The following is a 22984-nucleotide window of genomic DNA, read 5'->3' on the forward strand; positions in this document are numbered from 1 at the left end:
GAGAGGATTTGGCTTGTCGAGGCGGTGTCGCCAAGCCGTAGCGCCTAAGAGCCGGGAGCCGATCTTACCAGCTTGCGCAATTCCGCTTCGAGGCCGAGTGGCTGGTCGCCGGCGCGATTGGCTCGCGGATCGAGGACGCTCGACCGGAACAGCCGCCGCCCGATCGCGGGAAGTAGGCGGTCGATTCCCGCTGCAATGATTCTCGGGACCGGAAGAATCCGGATTCTGAGGTCGGCCTCCTCGGTGAGGACCGCGGCGAGCAGCGCATAGTCGAAAAGTCGTGGGTCCGCGGCGAAGGAGATGCCGCTCGATCCGGGCTTCGCCGCCAACGCCAATTGCTGCGCCGCATCGGCATAGGTGATCATCGACCGGCGCAGCGGCTTTCCGGCCGATGTCGGCAGGTTCCTGAATCGCTTCGCCAGCGATAGCAGCGGCGACAAGAGGCCGGGCTTCGATGCGGAGAAGAGGAAGGGAAACCGCACGCATTCGACCGTGAAGCCGTGGCCGGACAATCTGAGCAACATTTGTTCGGCCTCGGCCTTCGAGCGGCCATAGGCGTTGATCGGCCGCTCTTCGGTCGTGTGGTCGATATATTCGGCGGTTCCTAGGATGGAAAAACTGCTGACCTGAACGAGGCGGGGGACGCCGGCGTCTTTGGCGGCGCGTGCGACCGCCCGCGGCAGGTCGATGTTTGCCGATCGCAGTGCCGGACCCTCACCGGTCACCCTTCCGGCGGCGTTGACGATGGCGGCGCAGCGTCCGAGTACCGCGGCAGGCAGGGCGGTATCCGGCCCGATTCGCACATGGTCGAAGCCCGGCAGTGGCGCGCGCGGGGTCCGGGTGACCGCGATAGCCTTGTCGGGCCCCAGTTCGCGAAGCAGGGCTTGCCCGAGTTCGCCGTTGGCGCCGATCACGAGAGTCTTATCGCGCGTCATCGTCCGTCCGGCGCCGACGCGGCGTCTCCCGATCCGGCGCCAGTGGCGGTGGCCCAGAGGATGCGGAGATCCTGTGCCAGCGACCAGGGCCGGTCATAGCTTTTATCGACCAGCGCCAGTTTTTCCGGTGTCGACATATCGATTCCCCGGATCTGTGCCACGCCCGTGATGCCGGGGACGAGATCGAACACGCCCTGTTTTCTCCGCGCTTCGATCAATTCGGCCTGGCTCGGGAGTCCCGGTCGGGGGCCGACGAAAGACATGCTTCCGTTGAGTACGTTCCAGATTTGCGGCAATTCGTCTATCTTCAGGCGGCGCAGGAGGCGGCCGGTCGCGAGGATGCTGTTCGCGCTGACCTCGTGCGACGCGACGCTGGGCGTGGCGACATGCATGGTGCGCAGCTTCAACAGTCGGAAGGGCCGTTCGCGAAGGCCAAGCCGTGTCTGGAAGAACAGTGGCGAGGCCTTCGCCTCAATCGCGATAGGAATTGCGGCGGCGAGGCAGGCGATGACGGCGACGGGGGCGAGGGCCAGACCGAGCACAACATCGAAAAGGCGTTTCATGGAGATCCGTCGGGCAGCGATCGAGAGAGGGCGGACGCAGTGACGGCGCTCATAAGAGCTCCCTCGACAGCGCGCAACCATTTGATCTCGAAACCAAGTGATCGGGCGTTCCGGCAACGGCAAAAATGGCGGATAAAATAGGATTGCCGGGCTATTTCCTACTTTCAGTGACTGTTCCATGGGGGTTTCCGGACGATGATTCCTCGTCCTTTCGCAAGGAGAATCGAATGTCATGTCAAACTGCAACCGCCCCTCTTCTTTCCCCGGCCGATCTGGCGCTTGCAAAATTGCTGGCCGTCAAGACTGGGTCGCCCGACAGCTTCGCGCGCGTCGACATGAACGATGTGCTGGCGCTCATTTCGTCGGCCGCTTTCGGATTCCAGCGCTACGAGACGGCTGCCGCGCGCGATGCCGACACGGGTCAGCCGAATGGTACGCTCGGCTATGTCTGGAACAACAACGACGATCCCGACGACGACGCCAACGGTTTCTATGTCTGGGATAGCTCGGCGATCGACTGGATCGAGGCGCCGTGGATCGCGAACGCCCTATCGACGGCGGTCAGCGACCTTGTCCATGCAGTCGACGGCCAGTTCGCCGAAATCGAGACGACGCTTGACAGTATGAAGAGCCAAGAGGTCGTCTATTCCGGGGTTGTCGCATCCACTGGCTCGCAAATTTCGCTGCAAACCGCATACGGTATGGAGACTACGCCCGATATCTATCGCCTGTATCGCTTCCAATTGAATTCCACCTATCCGGGGCCGTCAGTGAATGTGCCCACGGTCTCGCTCAACGGCGGGACGCCGATACCCGTTTATGACCACGTCGGCCAGTTCATCGATCACGAACAGCTCAAGGCGTTGCAATATGTCACGTTGCAATATCGCACAGCGTTCGGCGGGATCTTCAGCATCGTGTCGCCGGCCAAGTCCCACGCGTCGCCCCCGATCAGGCTGGTCGACACCTTGTCGAGTAGCAACAACGCCTATGTGACGCGGACCCGTAACCTCGATCACCTGCCCGACAACAAGCAGATATACCTGGCCCGCTTCAACAGCACCCAGAATGCTCCGCACCTTTCGCTGCAGGTGAACAGTTCACCGGCGCGGTCGGTTTACGAACTGAACGGAGGGGTGCCAGCGGTCGGGCGTATTCAGGCAGGTACACTTTACTCGCTTCAATATGTCGAGGCTGGCGATCCTGACGATGTCGGCGGTGCGCCGTACTGGATCATCCTCGATCCGCCGGAAGATCTGGGCCAGCGACAGGCGCTCGCCGCGGTCCAGATTGCGGAGCAGGCCATGCTCTCTCTTCGCGAACGCTGGCGCGACGACAATCTCGCGGCGTTCGATGCCATTCCGCGCACGACGCTCTTTGACCATGATTTCGCGACCGAGGCCGATACCGGCAAATATCGTGCTCGGCTTGGCGGGGACGGTGTGACCGAGCAGTACGATCCCTATGACTGGAATTCCGGAGGCTATATCGAGAAGGATATGTCCAGTAACGACGGGCTTTGGTGGGACGCGAATCATATCTGGCCTGGCCCTGGTTTCCTGCAGTTGCCGCTCGTCCTGCATCCTGGATGGCACTCTGCGCTAGGCGATACGACGCCCCTCAAAAACGCGATCCTGACGGCACGGCTGCGGCTAGTCGATTTCGAGTTGCCGCCGGGTGCTGTGCTGGCTTGGCATTTCCAGACCATCGACGACGCGCCGGGCGGGTCGGGCAAGCCGGTGAATTACATCAACGTTGACAGGCTGGTTAGCGACGCGGCCGGCTTTGGCATTGGTCCCGACAGCGGCATCAGCTGGCCGCACCTGAAGCCGTCCGTCGCGGATAGCGGCTGGTTCGATTTTTCGGTGCGCTTCATTCCCGACGATGCCTTCTGGCAACCGCTTTCGACCAGCGTTCTGCGCGGTAATGGCCCGGGCGGGACGGACACCTATTCAACCGCTCCGATCCGGCGAGCGATGGACGGGACATTCCTTTCGATGATCTTGGTCGTCCTATTTCCGCAACAGATCAATCCGCGGGCGCAACCGATGATTCGGGCGAAGGGTAAACTTCTGATCGACTCGATTCGATTGGACGTCGTGACCTAAACCACACCCTTCATTGAGGTGACGCGATCCTGCCTGACCTGAACCCCGCTGCGACTAGGGTCAGGACTCATTAAGCCCAAAAGAGGAAGATGGCGGCGAGAGTGATTGTGGCGAGGAAGATGTCGGCGCATCGGTCGTATCTTGTGTGGATGCGTCGCCAGTCCTTGAGGCGGGCGAAGAGATTTTCGAGCTTGTGCCGCTGCCGATACAGGGTCTTGTCGTAACAGTCCTGGATTTTGTGACTGGGATGTGGCGGGATGCAGGCGGCGATGCCCCGATCGGCCAGGGTTTTGCGGAACCAGCGTGAGGCATAGGCGCGATCGCCGATGAGGAAATGGGCTTCGGGCATGGTTTTGACCAATGCTTCGCGCCTTTGTGGTCGCTGCGCTGTCCCTCGGTCAGGTGAAGCCGCAAGGGGCGTCCCTGCCCGTCGCACAGCACATGCCGCTTGGTCGTCAGCCCGCCTCGGCTTCGGCCGATAGCGCGGGGTAGAGCCTCATTTTGAGGAGGCTTGCTGCCGTTCGGTGCGCCTTGAGGTGGGTCGCGTCGATCATCAGCGTGCCGTCGCCGTTCTGCGCCAGCTCGGCGAAGATGCGGTCGAATACCCCCAGTCGGCTCCAGCGGATGAAGCGGTTGAAGATCGTCTTGTGCAGACCATAGGCAGGAGGCGCATTGCGCCAGCGCAGTCCGTTCCGGATCATGAACAGGATCCCGCTCAATATGCGCCGGTCATCGACCCGCGGAACGCCATGCGACAAGGGAAAATGGGGCTCGATACGGCGCATCTGCGCTTCGCTCAGCAGCAACAAATCACTCATGGCAGCACCTCCGGCTACCTTGAATCAACTCTTCAAACTCTCCGCAAGCTATTAATTAGGTCCTGAGCCTAGGGTCAGGCTAGATAGCTTGTAATCGCGCCAACAATGCTAAAATTTTTGAGATGGGGGTCGTGTCTTGGTTTCTACATTGGACAACAGCTTTTACGACAGGATGGAAGGGCTTTTCGCGCCCGCTGAAGCCATGAAACCGTCGGCGCCGCGGCTGCTGGTCTTCAATCGGCGGCTGGCCCATCGTCTTGGGATCGACGTGACTCACGCCGGCGACGACGAGTTCGCGCGCATCTTCTCCGGCCAGGAAATGCCCGAGGGCTCTGGCCCCATCGCGCTCCCTTACGCCGGCCACCAGTTCGGCCACTTCTCCCCCCAACTCGGCGACGGGCGCGCGCTGTTGCTGGGTGAAATCATCGCGCCCGATGGCGCCCGTTTCGATATTCAGCTGAAGGGATCCGGCCCCACGCCCTTTTCCCGCGGCGGCGACGGCAAGGCCGCGATGGGGCCGGTGCTGCGTGAGTATCTCGTCTCCGAGGCGATGGCTGCCATGGGTGTGCCGACGACGCGTTCCCTTGCGGCGGTGGCGACGGGGGATGTGGTGCAACGCGAACGCGCGCATCCCGGTGCGGTGCTGACGCGGGTGGCGAGCAGCCATATTCGGGTTGGCACATTTCAATTTTTTGCGGCGCATTTCGGTGTCGATCATGTGGTCAAATTGTCGAATTACACCATCTGGCGGCACTGGCCCAAACTGGCGGAGGCGCCGAATCCGCACCTTGCGATGCTCGATCGCGTCATCGGCCTGCAATGTGAGCTGATTGCGCACTGGATGGGAGTGGGTTTCATCCACGGGGTGATGAACACCGACAATGTCGCGGTCAGCGGCGAGACGCTCGATTACGGACCCTGCGCCTTTATGGACCGCTTTGCCGCGAACACGGTGTTCAGTTCGATCGATACGCACGGGCGCTATGCCTATGGTCGCCAGCCGCAGATCATGCACTGGAACATGGCGCGCTTTGCCGAAGCGCTGTTGCCGGCCATTCACAGCGTGTCGCCGGACGATGTCGAAGCCGCAAAGGCATTGGTCGATGCGATACCCGGACGCTTTCGCGCGCATTGGGCCTCGCGGATGCGCGCCAAGCTGGGGCTTGCCGAAGGCGGCGCCGATGATCGTGCGCTGGTCGATGATCTGTTCGCCGAACTTGAAATGCACAGCGTGGATTTCACATCCTTTTTTTGCGCGCTCGCCATGTTGCTGCGCGGTGACGGCGCTCGGCTCGAGCAGTTGCTTCCGACGCCCGATGCAATGGCGCCCTGGGTTGCGCGGTGGTGGGAGCATATCGAAAGCGACGGGGTAAGCCCGCTTGCCCGCGCGGATGCGATGGACGCGGTCAATCCGCTGTATATCCCGCGCAATCACATCATCGAACCGGCGCTGGAAGCAGCCGAGGCCGGCGATATTGGCCCGTGGCGGGAGTTTCTGGCGGTGGTGCAGCAGCCCTTTGTCGAGCGGCCCGGCCTCGAACGCTTTGCCGAGCCGGGGCCGATCGATGCTGCACCCTACCGGACCTTCTGCGGCACTTGAGTTGCCGCCCAGGTTGGCCGGACGCCGGTTGAGTGGTTGCGCGCCAGTTGCTAGGGACGGCGGATCATCCAGCGAGGGACAATTCATTGCCGTCAGAACATGCGTCGCCGAGTGCGGCAACCAAGATCGCCGTGGTCGGCACCGGCTATGTCGGGATTTCGAACGCGGTGCTGCTCGCGCAGCGCAACCATGTCGTCGCGCTCGACATCGACGCGCGTAAGGTCGAGCAGATCAATGCGAAGCGCTCGCCCATCGTCGATCCCGAAATCGAGGATTATCTGGCCACCCGGCCGCTCGATCTGGTCGCAACGACCGACAAGCTTGTCGCGTATCAGGACGCCGATTTCGTCGTCGTTGCGACCCCGACCGATTACGATCCCGACACCAATTATTTCAACACCAACAGCGTCGAATCGGTGATTGCCGACGCGTTGGCGATGGCGCCCGATGCGGTGATCGTCGTGAAATCGACCGTGCCGGTCGGGTTCACCGACCGGATGCGCGCCAAACATGGCAGCGACGCGATCGTCTTTTCGCCCGAGTTCCTGCGCGAAGGACGGGCGCTTTACGACAATCTGCATCCTTCGCGGATCGTCGTGGGTAATACGCATCCGCGTGCCGCCGATTTTGCGCAGCTCCTGCTCGCCGCGTCGCTCAACGCGGATACGCCCGTTCTGCAGACGGGCAATACAGAGGCCGAGGCGATCAAGCTGTTCGCGAACACCTACCTCGCGATGCGCGTCGCCTTCTTCAACGAACTCGACACTTATGCCGCGATGCACGGTGCCGATTCGCGGCAGATCATCGAGGGCGTGTGTCTCGATCCGCGGATCGGCAGTTTCTATAACAACCCGTCGTTCGGCTATGGCGGCTATTGCCTGCCCAAGGACACCAAGCAGATGCTCGCCAATTATCGCGAGGTGCCGCAAAACCTGATCCAGGCGATCGTGTCGTCGAACACGACGCGAAAGGATTTCATCGCGGCAGAGATCCTGAGGAAGAACCCGCGCGTTGTGGGCATTCACCGCCTGGCAATGAAGGCCGGTTCGGACAATTTTCGCGCGAGCAGCATCCTGGGTGTGATGAAGCGCATCAAGGCCAAGGGTATCGAGGTCATCGTCTATGAGCCGCTGATCGCCGACGAGCGGCTGTTCAATTCGCGCGTTGTCCGCGACCTCGACACGTTCAAGGCCGAGGCCGACGTGATCATCGCCAATCGCGTCGCCGACGAACTCGCCGACGTGGCCGACAAAGTGTACAGCCGCGATCTTTTCGGCGTCGATAGCTGAGCCGCGGAACCGGACTGCCGCCTGTTCGTTGATCGACGACGGGATACGTGGGGCAGCGAATATGCGACGAACTGAAGGGGATTGGCCGGGATATCCGGCAAAATCCGGTTGCACGCACGGTCCTTGCCGCCCAGAGATGCGCTTTCGGCGGCTTATCGATGCAAATATCTGAAACTTCCTGCCATTCGCCCCGCAATCGCTCGCGATCCCTGCGTGGCGTGTTGGCGCTGTCGGCATCGCTTTGCGGATTGGGATGGAGCGTTGCCGCGCGGGCTCAGCAGGTTGAGCCGCCCGCAGTCGTGCCCACCGTTGCCGCAGGCGAGGATGGCAAGATCGCCGCGCCGTCGCCGCCACCGGCTGATGCTGTCTTTCCTGAAGTCGCGCCGATCATCGGCGATGACGAGTTCGACGCCGCCATCCCGCCGATCAGCGCCGAGGACGACCCGGAACTGAACCGCCCGTTGGAATCAATTGCCGAGTTCGAGCGGCGGCAGGCCGCAGGCGAAGCTTCCGATCCCGATGCCGACACATCCGCTCTCGCGACGGCGTCCGGCGTGGCGCTGCCGGCATTGGCCGACGGGGACGCAGTCGAAGCCATCGGCGATGCGCCGATCAGCGATGTCGAGCTGGCGGCGCCGCTGCCGCCGCTCGAGAATTTCGACGTCAACCCGGTCGAGTTCGCCGAAGCCGAAACCGAGCGCGACAATGTCAGCGTCGCCTATTCGGTCCAGGTCAACGGGCTGGCTCCTGCCGATGACAGCACCGACGTCGATCTCTCTGACCTGTTCGGGGATTTGTCGGCGTTGTACGATGGTGACGGCAAGGCTGACAATATCGCGATGGTGCGCGCCCGGTTGGCCGCCGATGGCGAGCTGATGCAGCGCATTTTGGCATCCGAGGGTTATTACGATTCGGTCATCGATACCCGCATCGATCGGGGGGGCGAGACGCAGCGTCGCGGCCAGCCGGTTATCGCGATCATCGATGTGACGCCGGGAATCCGATACCGGCTTGCCGAAATCAACGTCCAGGCGGACCCGACGGTGCCGCCCACGCTGATTGCCGACAATTTTCCACTGACGGTCGGCGAGCCGATTGTGGCACAGCGCGTTCAGGGCGCCGAGGCGGCGATTGCGCTGAAACTGCCCGAAGAAGGCTATGCTTTTGCCAAGGTCGGGCAGCGCGACATCCTGCTCGACGGGGCAACCGGCGATGGTGTCTATACGCTGCCGGTCGATATCGGCCGCCGTGCGCGGTTCGGCGGGATCGAAACGACGGGCGACCTGGCTTTCGACGCCGAGCATGTCGCGAGGCTCGCCCGTTTCAAACGCGGCGAACTTTATGACAGCCGCAAGGTCGACGATCTGCGCCAGGCGCTCGTCGCAACCGGGCTGTTCGCGACTGTCGCCGCCGAGCCGCAACCCACCGGGGAAAGCGCCGGCGACGATACCGAATATGTGACGATGCTAGTAACGCAGCAGGCCGGCCCGCCCCGTACGCTGGCCGCCAGCGCGGGTTATGGTACGGGCGAGGGGATCCGCCTGGAAGGAAGCTGGACCCACCGCAACCTGCTGCCACCCGAAGGCGCGCTGATCTTTCGCGGCGTCCTGGGAACGCAGGAGCAGGGGGTTGGTGCGACGTTGCGTCGGTCGAACGCCGGACGGCGCGACCGGACTTTCGAGTTGATCGCCGAAGCAAAACGCAGCGACTACAATGCTTTCGAGGCAATTACCGGACGCGTCGCGGCGCGCGTCAGCTTTGATTCGACGCCGATATGGCAAAAGAAATTCACCTATGCCTATGGCGCGGAGCTGATCGCAACCAGCGAGGATGACTATAATTTCACCCGCGGCGTCCGGCAGCGCGACTTTTACACGATTTTCGGTCTGACCGGACAGGTCGGAATGGACCGCACCGACAGTCTGCTCGATCCGACCAAGGGCTATCGCATCACGACCCTGATCCAGCCCGAAGGCTCGGTGTCCGGTCAGTTCTCGCCCTATGCGCGGACACGTTTCGACATCAGCGGCTATTACCCGGTGACCGACGACATCGTCGTCGCGGGGCGCGTCCGGGTCGGATCGATCCTGGGCGCAGCGCGTGAACGACTGGCGCCTTCGCGGCGTTTCTATGCCGGCGGTGGCGGATCGGTTCGCGGCTTCGGTTATCAGGGGCTGGGGCCGCGCGACCCGAACAACGACCCGATCGGGGGGCGTTCCGTCAACGAAGCGGCAGTCGAGGCGCGCTACCGTTTCGGCAATTTCGGCGTTGTTGGCTTCGTCGACGCCGGACAAGTCTATCGTGGTTCGGCACCGACATTTTCCGACCTGCGCTTCGGTGCCGGGATTGGCGCGCGCTATTACACCAACTTCGGCCCGATGCGCCTGGATCTGGCGACGCCGATCGGGCGCAAGCCGGGCGAGCCTTGGGTGAGCGTCTATGTCTCGATCGGTCAGGCTTTCTGATGACGGAAAAGTCACCCGCCCGGGAAAATGGTCCTTTGCCTCCCCAGGCGCGTCGCTGGCCGCAGACACTGCTGCGCGGCGTTGGGTACGGCCTGCTTGGTATTGTCCTGATATTTGCGCTGTTTCTGGTGGGCCTGAACAGCGATGCCGGGCGGCGTTTTGTCGTGACCCAGATCGAGAAATACCAGTTCGAAAACGGCATGAAGATCGGGATCGGTCGTCTCGACGGATCGCTTTATGGCCAGATGATCGTGCGCGATTTGACATTATCCGATACAGAAGGGGTGTTCCTGCGCTCGCCCGAACTTCGGATCGACTGGCGCCCGGTGCGCTATCTTGCAAATCATGTCGATATCCGGTCGGCGACGGCCAGGACGTTGGTGATGGAGAAGGTGCCGGCGTTCACACCGGTGCCGGATACCGGCGAGCCACTGCTACCCGATCTCGACATCGATATCGGCCTTTTGCGCGTCGACCGTTTTGTCTTTGAGCCGGCGGTGGCCGGCGAGCGGCAGGTCGCCACGTTGACGGGCAAAGTCGCCATCGCCGACCGTCGCGCGCAGATTACTGTGGATGCCGCGACCATCGCGGGCGGGGCGGGGCAGGGCGACTCGGTGAAGTTGTTGCTCGATGCGGTGCCCGAGCAAAACCGGCTGGCCGTGAACGTCAACCTCGTCGCGCCACGAGGTGGCGTGCTGGCGGCGATGGGCGGTTTCGACGACACGATGACGGCAAAGCTCGAAGGACGCGGCGATTGGAAGGTCTGGAACGGCAGGCTTGATGCCGCGCTGGGCAACGCGCCGCTCGCACGAATGGCGTTGACGGCCCGCGACGGCGTATTCGCGATCAAGGGGACGACGCAGGCATCGCGCCTATTGACCGGTCCTGCCGCGGAACTGCTCGGTGCCGAGACGGCGGTCGACCTGACCGCAGCGCTCGACCAGCGCAAGGCCGCGATCGACGGGCGGTTGGCATCGGACGCGGCGCGGCTGGGGATCAGCGGCGGGGTCGATCTGGGGACGAACCGCTACGAGGAACTGCGCCTGGCGGTGAACATTCTGCGGCCGGGTGCGATTGCACCCGCGCTGCGCGCCAATGGTCTGCGGGCGACCGCCACCCTGGACGGAGCTTTTGCCTTGCCGACGGTCGCATACCGGGCCGATGCCGCCAGCCTGGCGGTCAACGACATTCTGGTCGAAGGGCTGACGCTTTCGGGCCGGGCGCGCGTCGACGCCGACCAGATTCTTGTTCCTGTGGCAGGGCAAGCATCGCGCATTCGCGGCCTGGACACGGTCGCCGGGGGCACTTTGGTGTCGGTGCGGCTCGATGGCGATCTGGCCTATAGCCAGGGCCGGATCCTGAGCGACAATTTGCGGCTGCGATCGCCGCGCATCGACGCCAAGGCCATCGTCATCGCCGACCTCAATCGCGGATTTTACACCGGTGCCATTGACGGGCGGATCAACGATTACCGGGTCGAGAGTGTCGGCATTTTCGATGTGACGACCGACGTCGATCTGAAGACCGCACCGCGCGGCGGTTTCGAGATCGGTGGACGCCTTCGCGGGCGATCGACCCGCTTGTTCAATTCGGGTGTTCGCGATTTTCTGGGCGGCAACGCCACGGTGTCGAGCGACGTGCGATATGGCACCGACGGTATCGTGCGGTTTTCCGCTCTTCGGCTGACCGCGCCACGGTTGCAGGTTACGGGCGGGCAGGGGAGTTATGCGCCGAACGGGCAGATCCGTCTGACCGCGCGGGCAAACTCGACCGATTACGGACCGGTCGGGGTTCAGCTTGCAGGAACAATCAGCGACCCGCGCGCGGAAGTCACCGCCGAGCGCCCGGGATTGGGGATCGGGCTTGCCAATCTGGTCGCGCGCATCACCGGTGCGCCGAACGGCTATCGCCTCGCCGCAACCGGCGACACGGACTATGGCCCGCTGGCAGCTGACGTTGTCCTGCTTACCGCGACCGGTCCGCTGACGATCGACGTGGAACGCGGGGATTTGTCGGGGATCGGTTTTAGCGGCCGCCTGGTTCGCAGCGACGCCGGCCCCTTTGTCGGACAACTTGCAGCGGCAGGCCAGGGGCTGGGCGGCCTTGTGCGTCTGAGCGCGAACGGGGCGTATCAGGCTGCGGCGATCAACGCGCGTGCCAATGATCTTGTCCTGCCCGGACCTGCCCGACTGGCGGTTGGTTCGGCGATTGTCGATGCCGATGTCACCCTTTACGATTCGCCACATGTCGTTGCCGACGTCCAGATCGCGTCGACGCGGATACGCGATTATGACATTGCCGTTGGCCGCGTGAAGATCGACTATCGCGACGGTCGCGGCAAGGCGCAGGCGCTGGTCGAAGGGAACAGCGGCGTGCCGTTCCGGATCGCGGCCAATGCCGATCTGACCCCTGAATTGTGGCGCGCGACGGTGCAGGGCAGGGCGACCGGCATCAATTTCCGTACCGCTTCCCCGGCCAGGATCATCCCGGGCCGCGACGATTATGAACTGCTTCCCACGACGATCGACCTTGGCCGCGGCAGCAGTGCGCGGTTAGCAGGGCGCTTCGGTGAAGGAATCATGATCCAGAGCCGACTGGACCGGGTCAATATGGCGATCCTGAACGCCGTTTATCCTGATATGGGCCTCGGCGGCCGCGCGACAGGAAGCGTGGATTTCGAACAAGCCAGCCCCGACAGCTTTCCACGGGCCGACGCGCGGCTGTCCATCACCGGCTTTACCCGGACTACCGCCGCGTCGGTCAGTCAGCCGGTCGATGTCAATTTTGCTGGAAAATTGTTGGCGGACGGGGGAGAGGCCCGGGTCGTGATGCGCAAACGCGGCAGCGTCATCGGCCGCTTGCAGGCATCGCTGCGCCCGCTGGGACCGGGAGCGGGCGACTGGATGGCGCGGCTGCGGGCCGCGCCGCTTGGCGGCGGCATCCGTTACAACGGGCCTGCCGACACGCTCTATTCCTTTGCCGGCCCGGCCAATCAGCGGCTTGCCGGGCCGATCGCGGTAGCGGCCGATTTCAGTTGCAGTGTTGCCGACCCATGCCTGACCGGCGTCGTGCGGGGCAAAGAACTGGTCTATGAAAACCAGACTTATGGGACGCGGTTGAGCAATATGACCGTCAACGGACGCTTCAGCGGCAACCGGCTGGAGATCGACCAGCTCGCCGCAACCGCAGGCGACGGCACCGTCCAGGCAAAAGGCTTTATCAGTCTGGCGCAAGCCGATGGCTATCCGATGAATATCGCCATGGTTCTCGACAACGCACGGCTGGCACGCAGCGAGAATATCGCGGCGCGCGCGACGGGGAACCTGACGCTCGAAAAGACGGCGGGACAGACCGCACTTTTGTCGGGAAGCCTGAGATTGCCCGAAACCCGTTATCGCATCGTGCGCGAGGGCGCCGCCCAGGTGCCGGTGCTGACCGGGGTTCGCCGCAAACCGCCGACGGGGCGCCAGCGCGTCAGCGGTGACGGACTGGCCGCCGTCGGCGGCAGCCTGTTCGATCTCGTTCGTCTCGACATTGCGCTGAAGGCGCCCGACGAAATTTACGTCACCGGCATGGGACTCGAATCGGAGTGGAAAGCCGACGTCGTGCTGCGCGGTACGACCGAAGCGCCCCGGGTGACGGGGGAAATCGAGTTGATCCGCGGGACGCTCGGTTTTGCGGGCCGTTCCTTTGACCTGCAGGAAGGGCGGGTAAACTTTCCGACCGGTGACGCGTTCGACCCGGCAATCCGCCTTCTCGCGAGCGACACGATCGAAGCGGTGACGGTGAACATCAGCGTGTCGGGACGCGCGAGCAATCCGCAAATTGCCTTTTCCAGCGTCCCGGGACTTCCGCAGGACGAGATTGTCTCGCGGATATTGTTCGGCGATTCGATTACGTCGCTGTCGCCGTTGCAGGCGGTGCAGCTCGCCTCGTCGTTGAATACGCTGAGCAGCGGCGGCGGTGGCCTGAGCCCGCTCGGGGCGCTTCAGTCGGCAACGGGCATCGACCGGTTGCGCGTGCTCGGACCCGACGACACCGTGGGTCGCGGCGCCGCGCTCGCCGCCGGGCAATATATCACCAAGGACATTTATCTCGAGGTGATCACCGACGCCCGCGGCTACACCGCGACGCAGCTGGAAATCAGCCTGACGCCGGCGTTGTCGTTGCTCAGCCAGGCCGGGGGTTCGGGGCAGTCGAACCTCAGCATCCGGTATCGCAAGGATTATTGATGCGTTGCCGGGTCGCCCTTGCCTTGCCCTTGTTGCTTGTCGCCGCGTGCAAGGACGAACCCGATTTCGAGACGCGGTACGAAAAGGCGTCGAACGAAATTGAGGCGCGGGCGAAGGCAATGGACGCTGATATCGCTGCGGCGGAAAAGGCCGCTGCCGCCGCTTCGGACTTGCCAGACGCCGAAGTGCCCCCTAACGCAGCCGCGTCATCTGGGGAGTAGCCAGCCGTCGCGCGCGACGGGCCGCCGTATCAACATACTTGGCCGAGAGGTCATGGTACGGTGGAAGCGGGACACCGCTTGGGCGAGACCAATGGCATCGACCTTCGTCCGGGCCGGGCGGCGGGTTTGATGTCTATTGGAATCGCAACGCCGCCCGGCCCCGGAGTTTTTTCATGGAAGCCATGCTCACCTCGACCGCGGTCGTTGCGCTCGCCGAAATCGGTGACAAGACGCAGCTGCTCGCGATCCTGCTCGCAACCCGGTTCAACCGGCCGCTGCCGATCATCCTGGGCATCCTGGTCGCAACGCTGGCCAATCATGCGCTCGCGGCGCTGCTGGGGGCGTCGGCGGCCAGTTTTCTCGATAGCGCGATCTTCCGCTATGCGGTCGGCCTGTCGTTTATCGCGATGGCAGCGTGGACACTCATCCCCGACAAGTTCGAAGACGGGGATGCGCCGAAGCCGCGTTTTGGCGCGTTCTTGACAACACTGGTCGCCTTCTTCCTCGTCGAAATGGGCGACAAGACGCAAATCGCGACGATTGCGCTGGGAGCGCAATATCATGACGTCGTGGCGGTCACCGCCGGCACGACGCTCGGCATGATGATCGCCAACGTGCCGGCGATTTTCCTGGGGCATGAATTGCTCAAGCGGGTCGATCTCGCGAAAGTGCGACTGATCGCGGCGGGACTATTTCTGTTGATCGGCCTGTGGGTGCTGGCCCAGACGGCGGGCTGGTTCGGCTAAGCCGAATTGCGCATCGCCAGCGTTTGTTCGAAGCGCCAGCTCGATGCGCACATGGCATCCAGATCACGGCTGGCGGTCCAGCCCAGCTCGCGTGCGGCGCGCTCGGGGCTGGCGTAGCAACTCGCGACATCGCCGTCGCGGCGCGGCGCGATGCGATAGGGGATGCTGACGCCGTTCACGCGCTCGAACGCCTTGACCATGTCGAGCACCGAATAGCCCTGGCCGGTGCCAAGGTTCCATGTCGAAAGCGCCGGTTCGGCTTGGCCGATTGCGTCGAGTGCGACAACATGGCCATCAGCCAGATCGAGCACATGGATATAGTCGCGCACCCCGGTACCGTCGGGGGTGTCGTAGTCGGCACCGAAAACGGACAGTTCGGCAAGGCGTCCGGCGGCGACGCGCGTGATGAAGGGCATGAGATTGTTCGGAATGCCGTTCGGATTCTCGCCGATCAGCCCGCTGTCATGCGCACCGACCGGGTTGAAATAGCGCAGTATCGCGATACGCCACGCGGGATCGGCGGCGGCGATGTCGGCCAGCATTTCCTCGATCATCAGTTTTGTGCGGCCATAGGGATTGGTTGCCGATGTCGGATGATCTTCGTCGAGCGGGAGATATTGGGGCTGCCCATAGACCGTAGCGCTTGACGAAAAAACGAGCGTCTTGGCGCCGCAATCCGCCATTGCCTCGACCAGCGACAGCGTGCCACCGACGTTGTTGTTATAATATTTCATCGGTTCGGCGACCGATTCGCCAACCGCCTTCAAACCGGCGAAATGGATCACCGCCGTGACCGCATGGTCCGTCATCGCCTGCCGCAGCGCTTGACCGTCACGAATATCGCCGACGACGAGCGGAACCGACGCGCCGGTGATTGCCTCGAGCCGATCTATCACGCTGGCATCGCTGTTGGCCAGATTGTCGAAACAGACAATCGGTTGCCCTGTGGACAACAGCGTGGCGGCGACATGGCTGCCGATATAGCCGGTGCCACCGGTGAGCATGATTGTCACGGGGTATTCTCCTTGATGGCGATGTGGGCTGCGTCATGGCTATAGAGGTGCGACGCGGCCAATCAATCCTGTCTTCAGCGGCTATTGGTGTGTCGGGGTTGCAAGCCAATCGTTGCGATACCAGTCAACGAAGGCCGGAATGCCGACCGACAGCGGCGTCGTCGGCGCGAAACCCAGGTCGCGGGCGATGTCGTCGATGTCGGCAAAGGTCTGATAGACGTCGCCGTCCTGCATCGGCAGCAGGTTGATTCCAGCCTGGCGGCCGCACGCGGCCTCGATTTCGCGAATCAGGGCGGTCAGTTGCTCGGGACGGTTGTTGCCGATGTTGTAAAGCCGGTGCGGGGTCGAAAAACCGCCGGGCTTTTCGCGACCGTCGTCGACCGGTGGCTGATCGAGTGCCAGCACGACCCCGTTCACGATATCGTCGATGAAGGTAAAGTCGCGCAGCATGTCGCCGTGGTTATACACGTCGATCGGCCGTCCCTGCAGCACCGCTTCGGTGAATTTCCACACCGCCATATCGGGGCGTCCCCACGGGCCATAGACGGTGAAGAAACGGAGCCCCGTTTGCGGCAGGCGGAACAGATGGGCATAGGTTTCGCTCATCAATTCGTCGGCGCGCTTGGTCGCCGCATAGAGCGAAATCGGCGTGTCGGCGCGGTCAGCGACGCGGAACGGCGTGTCGCTTCGCATTCCGTAAACCGACGACGAGGACGCATAGACAAGATGGCGAACGCCGCGGTGGCGTGCCAGCTCCAATATGTTGACGTGCCCTGCAATGTTGGAGTGGACATAGGCGGCAGGATTTTCGAGCGAATAGCGCACGCCGGGCTGCGCACCAAGATGCACGATGCGGTCGACCGCCACATCGGCCAGCGCCGCGGCCAGCGCGTCGGCATCGCCAAAATCGACGTCGGCAAAGGTGAAAGCGTCACCGCCGGTTGCCGCCAGATGCGCGACGCGGGCCTGTTTGAGGGCCACCGAATAATAGGGCGTGAAATTATCGATCCCGACCACGCGCTCGCCGCGCGCGAGCAAGGCGGCGGCGACGTGCATTCCGATAAAACCCGCAGCACCTGTTACGATGATGGTCAATGCTCGTCCTTGTCGCTGCCGTTGGTCTCCCGGGCGTTGCCCGGCGAATGGCTTAGCGCTTTAAACCCGAAGGGTAAATTCAGCGGTAACAGCCAGAGGGCTCGGGCGGCCACGATCGCCATACGCGCATATTCCGCCTGCGTTCGGCCATATCCTGTGTTTATCGCCGCCGCGCCGCTTGGCATTTGCTTTCAACACGGCGTTTGCGCAGTCTGGCACTTTCGATGAGAACGGGAGATACGGCTTGCACAGACTTACGCGTCGCCAGCTTGTCGGCGGAAGCCTTGCCGGGGGCGCGTTGGCCGCGATGCCGATGATCGCGAGCGGATCGGAGCGAGCGTCGATCCATGTCCGCGACGTGCTGCTCGTCGACGGCACTGGCGCCGCGCCGCGGCGGGCCGATGTCGCGGTTGCGGGCGACCGTATCGCCGCGATCCTTCCGCCCGGCGCGCCTGCGCCGGCCGCGACGCGGGTGGTGGAAGGCGAGGGGCGCGTCCTTGCTCCGGGTTTTGTCGATACGCACACGCATGGCGACCCGCTGACGCAATCCTATGACGCCTTCCTCGCGATGGGTGTCACCACTATCCTGCTCGGAATGGACGGCAGCGGGCCGCGCATCGGGGACGATCTCGACCTGCGGCCGTGGCTTGCGGCCATCGACCGCGCGGCGCTACCGCTGAACGTCGCGGCACTGGCAAGCCACGGCACCTTGCGCCGCGCTTCGGGCATCGCCGACTCGGTGCGGCGCCCCGACGATGCGGCACTCGAGCGCATGGCGGCGCGGCTCGACGCCGAACTGGCCGCGGGCGCGTTCGGGCTGTCCTATGGCCTCGAATATGTTCCGGGCATCTACGCCGAGCCCGCCGAACTGGCGCGCCTGGGCCGCGCGGTTGCCGACCGCAACGGCGTCGTGATGAGCCATATGCGTTCCGAAAATGACGAGGATATCGAAGCGTCGATCGAAGAGCTGATCGCGTCGGCGCTGCCGGCGCGGCCGCATATCTCGCATCTCAAAGTGGTGTTCGGCAAAGGCGAAGACCGCGCGCGCGAACTGCTGGCGCTGATCGCCGCCAAACGCCGCGCGGGTATCGACCTGTCCGCCGATGCCTATCCCTACAACGCGAGCTTTACCGGCATCGCCCTCCTGTTTCCCGAATGGGCGCTGCCCCCCAGCGACTATGCCGCGGTGGTGACGTCGCGGCGGCAGGAACTGTACGATCATCTGGTCGCGCGGATGACGCGGCGCGGCGGGCCGGAGGCGCTCTTGATCGGTACCGCGCCCTATGCGGGAAAAACGCTCGGGCAAGCCGCCCGCGAAGCCGGTCTTCACTTTGCCGATTTCCTGATCAAGATCGGGCCTGGCGGCGCTTCGGGTGCGCATTTCACCATGGACGAGGCGTTGCAGGATGTCCTGATCATCGATCCCGACGTCGCGATCGCGACCGATGGCGGACCCGGCATGCGTCACCCGCGCGCGACCGGCACCTACGCCAAGCTGATCGAACATTATGTCGTGGGTGGCGGCCGCCTGCCGATCGAGCAGGCCGTCCGCAAGGCGAGCGGCCTGCCTGCCCGGCTCCTGCGGCTTCCCGACCGCGGGGTGATTCGACCGGGCGCGAAGGCGGACATGGTCCTGTTCGCCCCCGAACGGGTGCGCGCCCGTTCGACCTTCGTCGATCCGCTGGCGAAAGCCGACGGGTTCGACATGGTTATCGTGAACGGACGGCCCGCTTGGGAAAATGGCGAAAGGGTCGGCGCGCCGGGGCGCTTGTTGCGCGCGGCGGCGCCATCCTGAACGACGGCGAACGCGTCTTTCCCGCGGGCCGCCGAAACGTCAGGACGTCATTTGTCCGTCGCGGTCAGCCACGGCAATATCTTCTCGGTCGGCAAGCGCTTCACCGTGTCGCGATGCCCCTCGACGGTTTTGCCGGCGAACAGCGAGTTGATGACGGCCTCCTCGGTCGCTTCTGCCACCGCCTGAAACAGCGGCGAGAGGGCTTCGTTGCGCAGATCGTCAATCGCCGCGACCGGCGAGATCCCCTCTTCGCGCCGGACACCGGGATGGGTGGAAAAGGCGATCGCATAATCGCCCGATCCGTTGGAAAAGGACGAGCCGGTGCGGCCGATGCCGACAAACGCCCGCTCGGCGATTCGGCGCAGATTGCGGTCGGACAGCGGCGCGTCGGTCGCGATGACGATGATGACCGAGCCGTCGGCGGTATCGCGAGTGCCTTCGCGGCTGAACGCGTGGCGGCCCAGCCGGACGCCGACGGGTACTCCGGCGATCGTCAGCACACCGCCGTAGTTGCTCTGGACCAGCACGCCGAGCGTCCACCCGCCCTGCGCGGCAGGCAATTTGCGTGATGAGGTGCCGATGCCGCCCTTGAAGCCGAACGCGACCGTGCCGGTCCCCGCACCCACCGATCCTTCCGGCACCGCTCCGCCTGCGGCACTTTCGATCGCGCGCCTGGCGTCGGCGATTGTGACGCGCCGCCGGCGAATGTCGTTGAGGACACCGTCATTGGTCTCGCCAACCACGGCGTTGACCGAGCGAACCGCCTCGTTGCCCGGCTGCGCCAATGTCCATTCGACGGCGGCGGCCGCGGCTTCCGGGACATTCAGCGTGTTGGTCAGAAGCACCGGGGTCTCGATCTCGCCCAGCTCCGTAACCTGCGTCGAGCCGGCAAATTTGCCATAGGCATTGAAGGCGACGAAGCCGGCGGGGACGCGCGAGCGAAAGACATTCCCGCCATGCGGCAGGATCGCCGTGACGCCGGTGTGGATATCCTTGCCTTCCTCGATCGTGACATGGCCCACGCGCACGCCGTCAACATCGGTGATCGCGTTTCGCGGCCCGGGCGGCAGGACGCCGATCACCACCCCGGCCTCGCGCGCCCGCTGTTCGGGGGGAGCAACGGGGGCAGGGGACGCGGCGGTCAACAATGCCATGGCCAATACTGCCTTGCCCAACATTTCAAACCTCCCGATGATGCGGCTTGCTGCACTTCTAATGAGGTGGACCCTGACTTTCCACCGCCCATTCGTCCTGCACTGCGGCTTGCGGCGTTGCGACTCACCGACCAAAGAGTTGCACGCGATAGTGATCGCTCGGCACAGGTTAATGGAAGTTATTGGAGAAAAGTGGTGAGCCCTGCTGGGTTCGAACCAGCGACCTACTGATTAAAAGTCAGTTGCTCTACCGACTGAGCTAAGGGCCCATCCCGGCGCTGCCGGTGCAGCGTCAAAATGAGCCGCCGCCCTAGTGCCGCGCGGCGCCGCGGTCAACCGGCTTTGGCCGCACCAGACGAGCTGCGAGTTGCCGGATGCTGCGTAGGCGGAGCGGGTGGCGCCAGTCGGGAGCGATGGCGCGCAGCGGCCCGAGCACGAAATCCCGGTCGGCCAGTGCCGGATGCGGAATAGTTACCATGGCACCCGACCAGACGCCGCCCGACCAGAGCAATATATCGAGATCGAGCGTTCGCGCGCTCCAGCGCTGGCCGGTGCGGCGGCCGAAGCTGTTTTCGATCTGTTGTAACCGCTCGAGCATCTCCGGCGGATCAAGCGGGGAGGCGACCAGCGCCACCGCATTGGCATAACGTCGCCGCGAGGGGCCGAGCGGGTTGCTTGCGATGATAGGGCTGGCATCGACCGGTTCGATATCGTCGCTTTCGAGCGCGGCGAGCGCCGCCATCAGCACCGCGCGCGGATCGCCGAAGCGCGCATGGCGGCGATTCGACCCGAGACCGATAGCGTATAAAGGAAGCGGCGTTGCGTTGCGCATGCTCTCGCGCCTATCGCAGATATGTGGAGATTCCCAGCCCGTTGCCCGGTACCGAGCCGCCGCGCGATTGCCCGCGCTGCCCGCGATTGGTCGCCCTGCGGCGCGAATGTCAGGCCGAGCATCCCGATTGGTGGAACGCGCCGGTCCATGCGTTTGGCGACCCTGATGCCTGGCTGGTGTTGGCGGGACTAGCCCCCGGCAAACATGGCGCCAACCGGACTGGACGCCCGTTCACCGGTGACTATGCGGGCGACCTGCTGTTCGCGACGCTGGCCAAGTTCGGGCTGAGCAAGGGCAGATATGATGGGCGGATCGACGACGGGCTGATGCTGAAGGGCACCGTCATCGTCAACAGCGTCAAATGCCTGCCGCCGCAGAACAAGCCGCTGCCAGCCGAAATCGCCAACTGTCGTCCCTATTTCGAATCCCAACTTGCCGCGCTCACGAATATGCGCGTCATCATCGCGTTGGGCCGCATTGCCCATGATGCGGTTCTGCGAGCGGTCGGCCTGCGCCTTGCCGCGTATCCGTTCGCTCATGGCGCGGTCCATCGGCTTCCCGCCGGCCACTTTCTGGTCGATAGCTATCATTGCTCGCGATACAACACGAACACCGGCCGATTGACCCCGTCCATGTTCGCCGACGTATTCCGGACCGCGTTTGTGCTCCGCGATCAGACGAGCGGCCCGAATTCCTCGACCAGCCCGCGATAAAGCACACGCTTGAACGGCACGATCAGTTTCTCGATCTCGTTCAGCTCGGCCCAGCGCCACGCACGAAATTCCTGATGCTTGGTATGAATGTTGATGTCGCTGTCGGTGCCCATGAAACGCATCAGGAACCAGTGCTGGCGCTGACCGCGATATTTGCCGCCCCACATCTTGCCGATCAGATGGTCGGGCAGGTCATAGAAATATTCCTCGCGGCTGCGCGCGATGATTTCGACCAGCCCGCCGTGGACGCCGGTTTCTTCGCCCAGTTCGCGGATCGCGGCTTCCTCGGCATCTTCGCCGTCGTCGATACCGCCCTGCGGCATCTGCCACGCCTCGGCCGACGTATCGAGCCGCTGGCCGACAAAGACGCGGCCGTCGCGGTTCGCAAGCATCACCCCGGCGCAGGGGCGATAGGGCAGTTTGTCATGATCGATCATGCCGCGCCGGTAGCTTCGCTCACGATCGCTTTCAAGACGGTCAGCGCACCTCGGATATCGTCTTTGGCGCTCGGGATGCCTTGCGCCAGGTTGATATAGCCGTGGATGCTGCCCGCCGCCTCGCGGTAAGTTGTGGGGACACCCGCCTCGATCAGCTTGGCGGCATAGGCACGGCCCTGGTCGCGCAACGGGTCCAGCCCCGCCGTCACCAGCAGCGTTGGCGGCAGCCCCTCGGCAGGAAAATCGAGCGGCGAGGCGCGATAGTCGGCGGGATCCGCGGCATAATGGTTGCCGAACCAGGTCATGCTGCCTTTGGTAAGCAAATGGCCTTCGCCGAAATCGCGGTAGCTTTGCCAGTCGTCGTGCGTGGTCACGGCGGGATAGATGGGGTGGATTGCAATCACCGGCTTTGATGCGGGCTTGTCGCGAAGCGTAAGCGCCGTCGCAATGGTCAGGTTGCCGCCGGCGCTTTCACCCGACAGAACCAGCCCGGTGCAGGGGACATGGTCCGCGACCCAGCGTGTTGCCGCTTCGCAATCGTCGGGTGCGGCGGGGAAGGGGTGCTCGGGCGCGAGGCGATAATCGACCGCAATCACCGGTATGTCGAGCAAGCGCGCGGCTTCGGCACAATAGCCGTCGTGGGTATCGAGGTCGCCGATGACCCAGCCGCCGCCGTGGTAGAAGACCATGACCGGGCCGGGGTCGCGATCGGGTCGATTGTCATAGATACGGACGGGAATCTCGCCGGCAGGGCCGGGAATGCTCCGGTCCTCGACATGCGCAATCTCGCCGCGCGGAGCATCGGCCATCTGGGCCATGACGCGGAACATCTCGCGCGCGCCCTCGGGCGGCAGTTCTTCCATCTTGGGGCCTTCCTGCGCGTTCAGGAACGCGAGGAACATTGCCACGTCAGGGCGGGTGAAATGGGTGGTGCCGTCGGTCATCCTGTGATCCCCTTTTTCCGCTTC

17 protein-coding genes, 1 tRNA gene, 1 pseudogene and 1 riboswitch are annotated in these 22984 nt (G+C 63.8%); of the genes and pseudogenes, 9 read left to right on the top strand and 10 right to left on the bottom strand.

The genetic code is table 11. The features are described 5' to 3' along the window. Window positions 1–44: 44 nt before the first annotated feature. Both IR187_RS03595 and IR187_RS03600 read right to left on the bottom strand, forming a co-directional pair. Window positions 45–935 (bottom strand): sugar nucleotide-binding protein, encoded by an 891-nt coding sequence (locus tag IR187_RS03595; RefSeq protein ID WP_194953345.1) that lies wholly within the window; start codon window positions 933–935, stop codon window positions 45–47. Then, window positions 932–1678: a sugar transferase gene (locus tag IR187_RS03600; protein WP_228765515.1), complete on the bottom strand. Its 747-nt coding sequence runs from the start codon at window positions 1676–1678 to the stop codon at window positions 932–934. The genes IR187_RS03595 and IR187_RS03600 overlap by 4 nt, the downstream gene beginning before the upstream one ends. A 107-nt stretch (window positions 1679–1785) precedes the next feature. Here IR187_RS03600 and IR187_RS03605 point away from each other — a divergent pair, with 107 nt between their 5' ends. Then, window positions 1786–3606: a hypothetical protein gene (locus IR187_RS03605; protein ID WP_228765516.1), complete on the top strand. Its 1821-nt coding sequence runs from the start codon at window positions 1786–1788 to the stop codon at window positions 3604–3606. Between the two features lie 70 nt (window positions 3607–3676). Here IR187_RS03605 and IR187_RS03610 read toward each other — a convergent pair. Next, a pseudogene (locus IR187_RS03610) lies at window positions 3677–4424 on the bottom strand (IS5 family transposase). Window positions 4425–4560: 136 nt separating this feature from the next. Between IR187_RS03610 and IR187_RS03615 the strand changes: the two are divergent. The 6 genes from IR187_RS03615 to IR187_RS03640 all read left to right on the top strand — a co-directional run bounded on the left by IR187_RS03615 (window position 4561) and on the right by IR187_RS03640 (window position 14977). After that, window positions 4561–6024 (top strand): protein adenylyltransferase SelO, encoded by a 1464-nt coding sequence (locus tag IR187_RS03615; protein ID WP_228765517.1) that lies wholly within the window; start codon window positions 4561–4563, stop codon window positions 6022–6024. A gap of 86 nt (window positions 6025–6110) precedes the next feature. After that, complete coding sequence (locus IR187_RS03620) at window positions 6111–7313, top strand: nucleotide sugar dehydrogenase (protein ID WP_194953347.1); 1203 nt, start codon at window positions 6111–6113, stop codon at window positions 7311–7313. 158 nt (window positions 7314–7471) lie between these two features. Next, on the top strand, window positions 7472–9778 hold the full coding sequence (locus IR187_RS03625; RefSeq protein WP_194953348.1) for an autotransporter assembly complex protein TamA: 2307 nt from the start codon (window positions 7472–7474) through the stop codon (window positions 9776–9778). Further along, entirely contained in the window at window positions 9778–14010 is a 4233-nt protein-coding gene (locus IR187_RS03630) for a translocation/assembly module TamB domain-containing protein (protein ID WP_194953349.1), read from the top strand. The genes IR187_RS03625 and IR187_RS03630 overlap by 1 nt, the downstream gene beginning before the upstream one ends. Further along, the gene (locus IR187_RS03635) at window positions 14010–14231 is read left to right on the top strand and encodes a hypothetical protein (protein ID WP_194953350.1); all 222 of its coding nucleotides are present in this window, start codon (window positions 14010–14012) and stop codon (window positions 14229–14231) included. Before IR187_RS03630 ends, IR187_RS03635 begins: the two co-directional genes overlap by 1 nt. Next, window positions 14202–14392, top strand: a riboswitch (yybP-ykoY riboswitch). Its footprint overlaps the gene before it by 30 nt. A gap of 12 nt (window positions 14393–14404) precedes the next feature. Beyond that, window positions 14405–14977 (top strand): TMEM165/GDT1 family protein, encoded by a 573-nt coding sequence (locus tag IR187_RS03640; protein WP_194953351.1) that lies wholly within the window; start codon window positions 14405–14407, stop codon window positions 14975–14977. Here IR187_RS03640 and galE read toward each other — a convergent pair. Together galE and IR187_RS03650 are read right to left on the bottom strand one after the other, a co-directional pair. After that, window positions 14974–15981 (bottom strand): UDP-glucose 4-epimerase GalE, encoded by a 1008-nt coding sequence (gene galE / locus IR187_RS03645; RefSeq protein WP_228765531.1) that lies wholly within the window; start codon window positions 15979–15981, stop codon window positions 14974–14976. The two genes, IR187_RS03640 and galE, sit on opposite strands and share 4 nt — an antisense overlap. Window positions 15982–16071: 90 nt before the next feature. Continuing rightward, on the bottom strand, window positions 16072–17085 hold the full coding sequence (locus tag IR187_RS03650; RefSeq protein WP_194953353.1) for an NAD-dependent epimerase/dehydratase family protein: 1014 nt from the start codon (window positions 17083–17085) through the stop codon (window positions 16072–16074). 244 nt (window positions 17086–17329) lie between these two features. On the opposite strand from IR187_RS03650, the gene IR187_RS03655 reads away from it, so the two are divergent. Next, on the top strand, window positions 17330–18880 hold the full coding sequence (locus tag IR187_RS03655; protein WP_194953354.1) for an N-acyl-D-amino-acid deacylase family protein: 1551 nt from the start codon (window positions 17330–17332) through the stop codon (window positions 18878–18880). A 47-nt stretch (window positions 18881–18927) separates the two neighbouring features. On the opposite strand, the gene IR187_RS03660 is transcribed toward IR187_RS03655, so the two are convergent. The 3 genes from IR187_RS03660 to folK all read right to left on the bottom strand — a co-directional run bounded on the left by IR187_RS03660 (window position 18928) and on the right by folK (window position 20866). Beyond that, window positions 18928–20034: a DmpA family aminopeptidase gene (locus IR187_RS03660; protein ID WP_194953355.1), complete on the bottom strand. Its 1107-nt coding sequence runs from the start codon at window positions 20032–20034 to the stop codon at window positions 18928–18930. A gap of 193 nt (window positions 20035–20227) precedes the next feature. Continuing rightward, window positions 20228–20303 (bottom strand) — tRNA-Lys (locus IR187_RS03665). Window positions 20304–20344: 41 nt separating this feature from the next. Beyond that, window positions 20345–20866, bottom strand: coding sequence for a 2-amino-4-hydroxy-6-hydroxymethyldihydropteridine diphosphokinase (gene folK / locus IR187_RS03670; RefSeq protein WP_194953356.1), 522 nt, complete (start codon window positions 20864–20866; stop codon window positions 20345–20347). Between the two features lie 23 nt (window positions 20867–20889). Here folK and IR187_RS03675 point away from each other — a divergent pair, with 23 nt between their 5' ends. Beyond that, complete coding sequence (locus IR187_RS03675) at window positions 20890–21579, top strand: uracil-DNA glycosylase (RefSeq protein ID WP_194953357.1); 690 nt, start codon at window positions 20890–20892, stop codon at window positions 21577–21579. Here IR187_RS03675 and IR187_RS03680 read toward each other — a convergent pair. Next, entirely contained in the window at window positions 21540–22016 is a 477-nt protein-coding gene (locus IR187_RS03680) for an RNA pyrophosphohydrolase (protein ID WP_194953358.1), read from the bottom strand. The genes IR187_RS03675 and IR187_RS03680 overlap by 40 nt on opposite strands. Next, window positions 22013–22960 (bottom strand): alpha/beta hydrolase, encoded by a 948-nt coding sequence (locus tag IR187_RS03685; protein WP_194953359.1) that lies wholly within the window; start codon window positions 22958–22960, stop codon window positions 22013–22015. Before IR187_RS03685 ends, IR187_RS03680 begins: the two co-directional genes overlap by 4 nt. Between the last annotated feature and the right edge of the window lie 24 nt (window positions 22961–22984).

The organism is Sphingopyxis solisilvae, assembly GCF_015475875.1.
Lineage (GTDB): Bacteria > Pseudomonadota > Alphaproteobacteria > Sphingomonadales > Sphingomonadaceae > Sphingopyxis > Sphingopyxis solisilvae.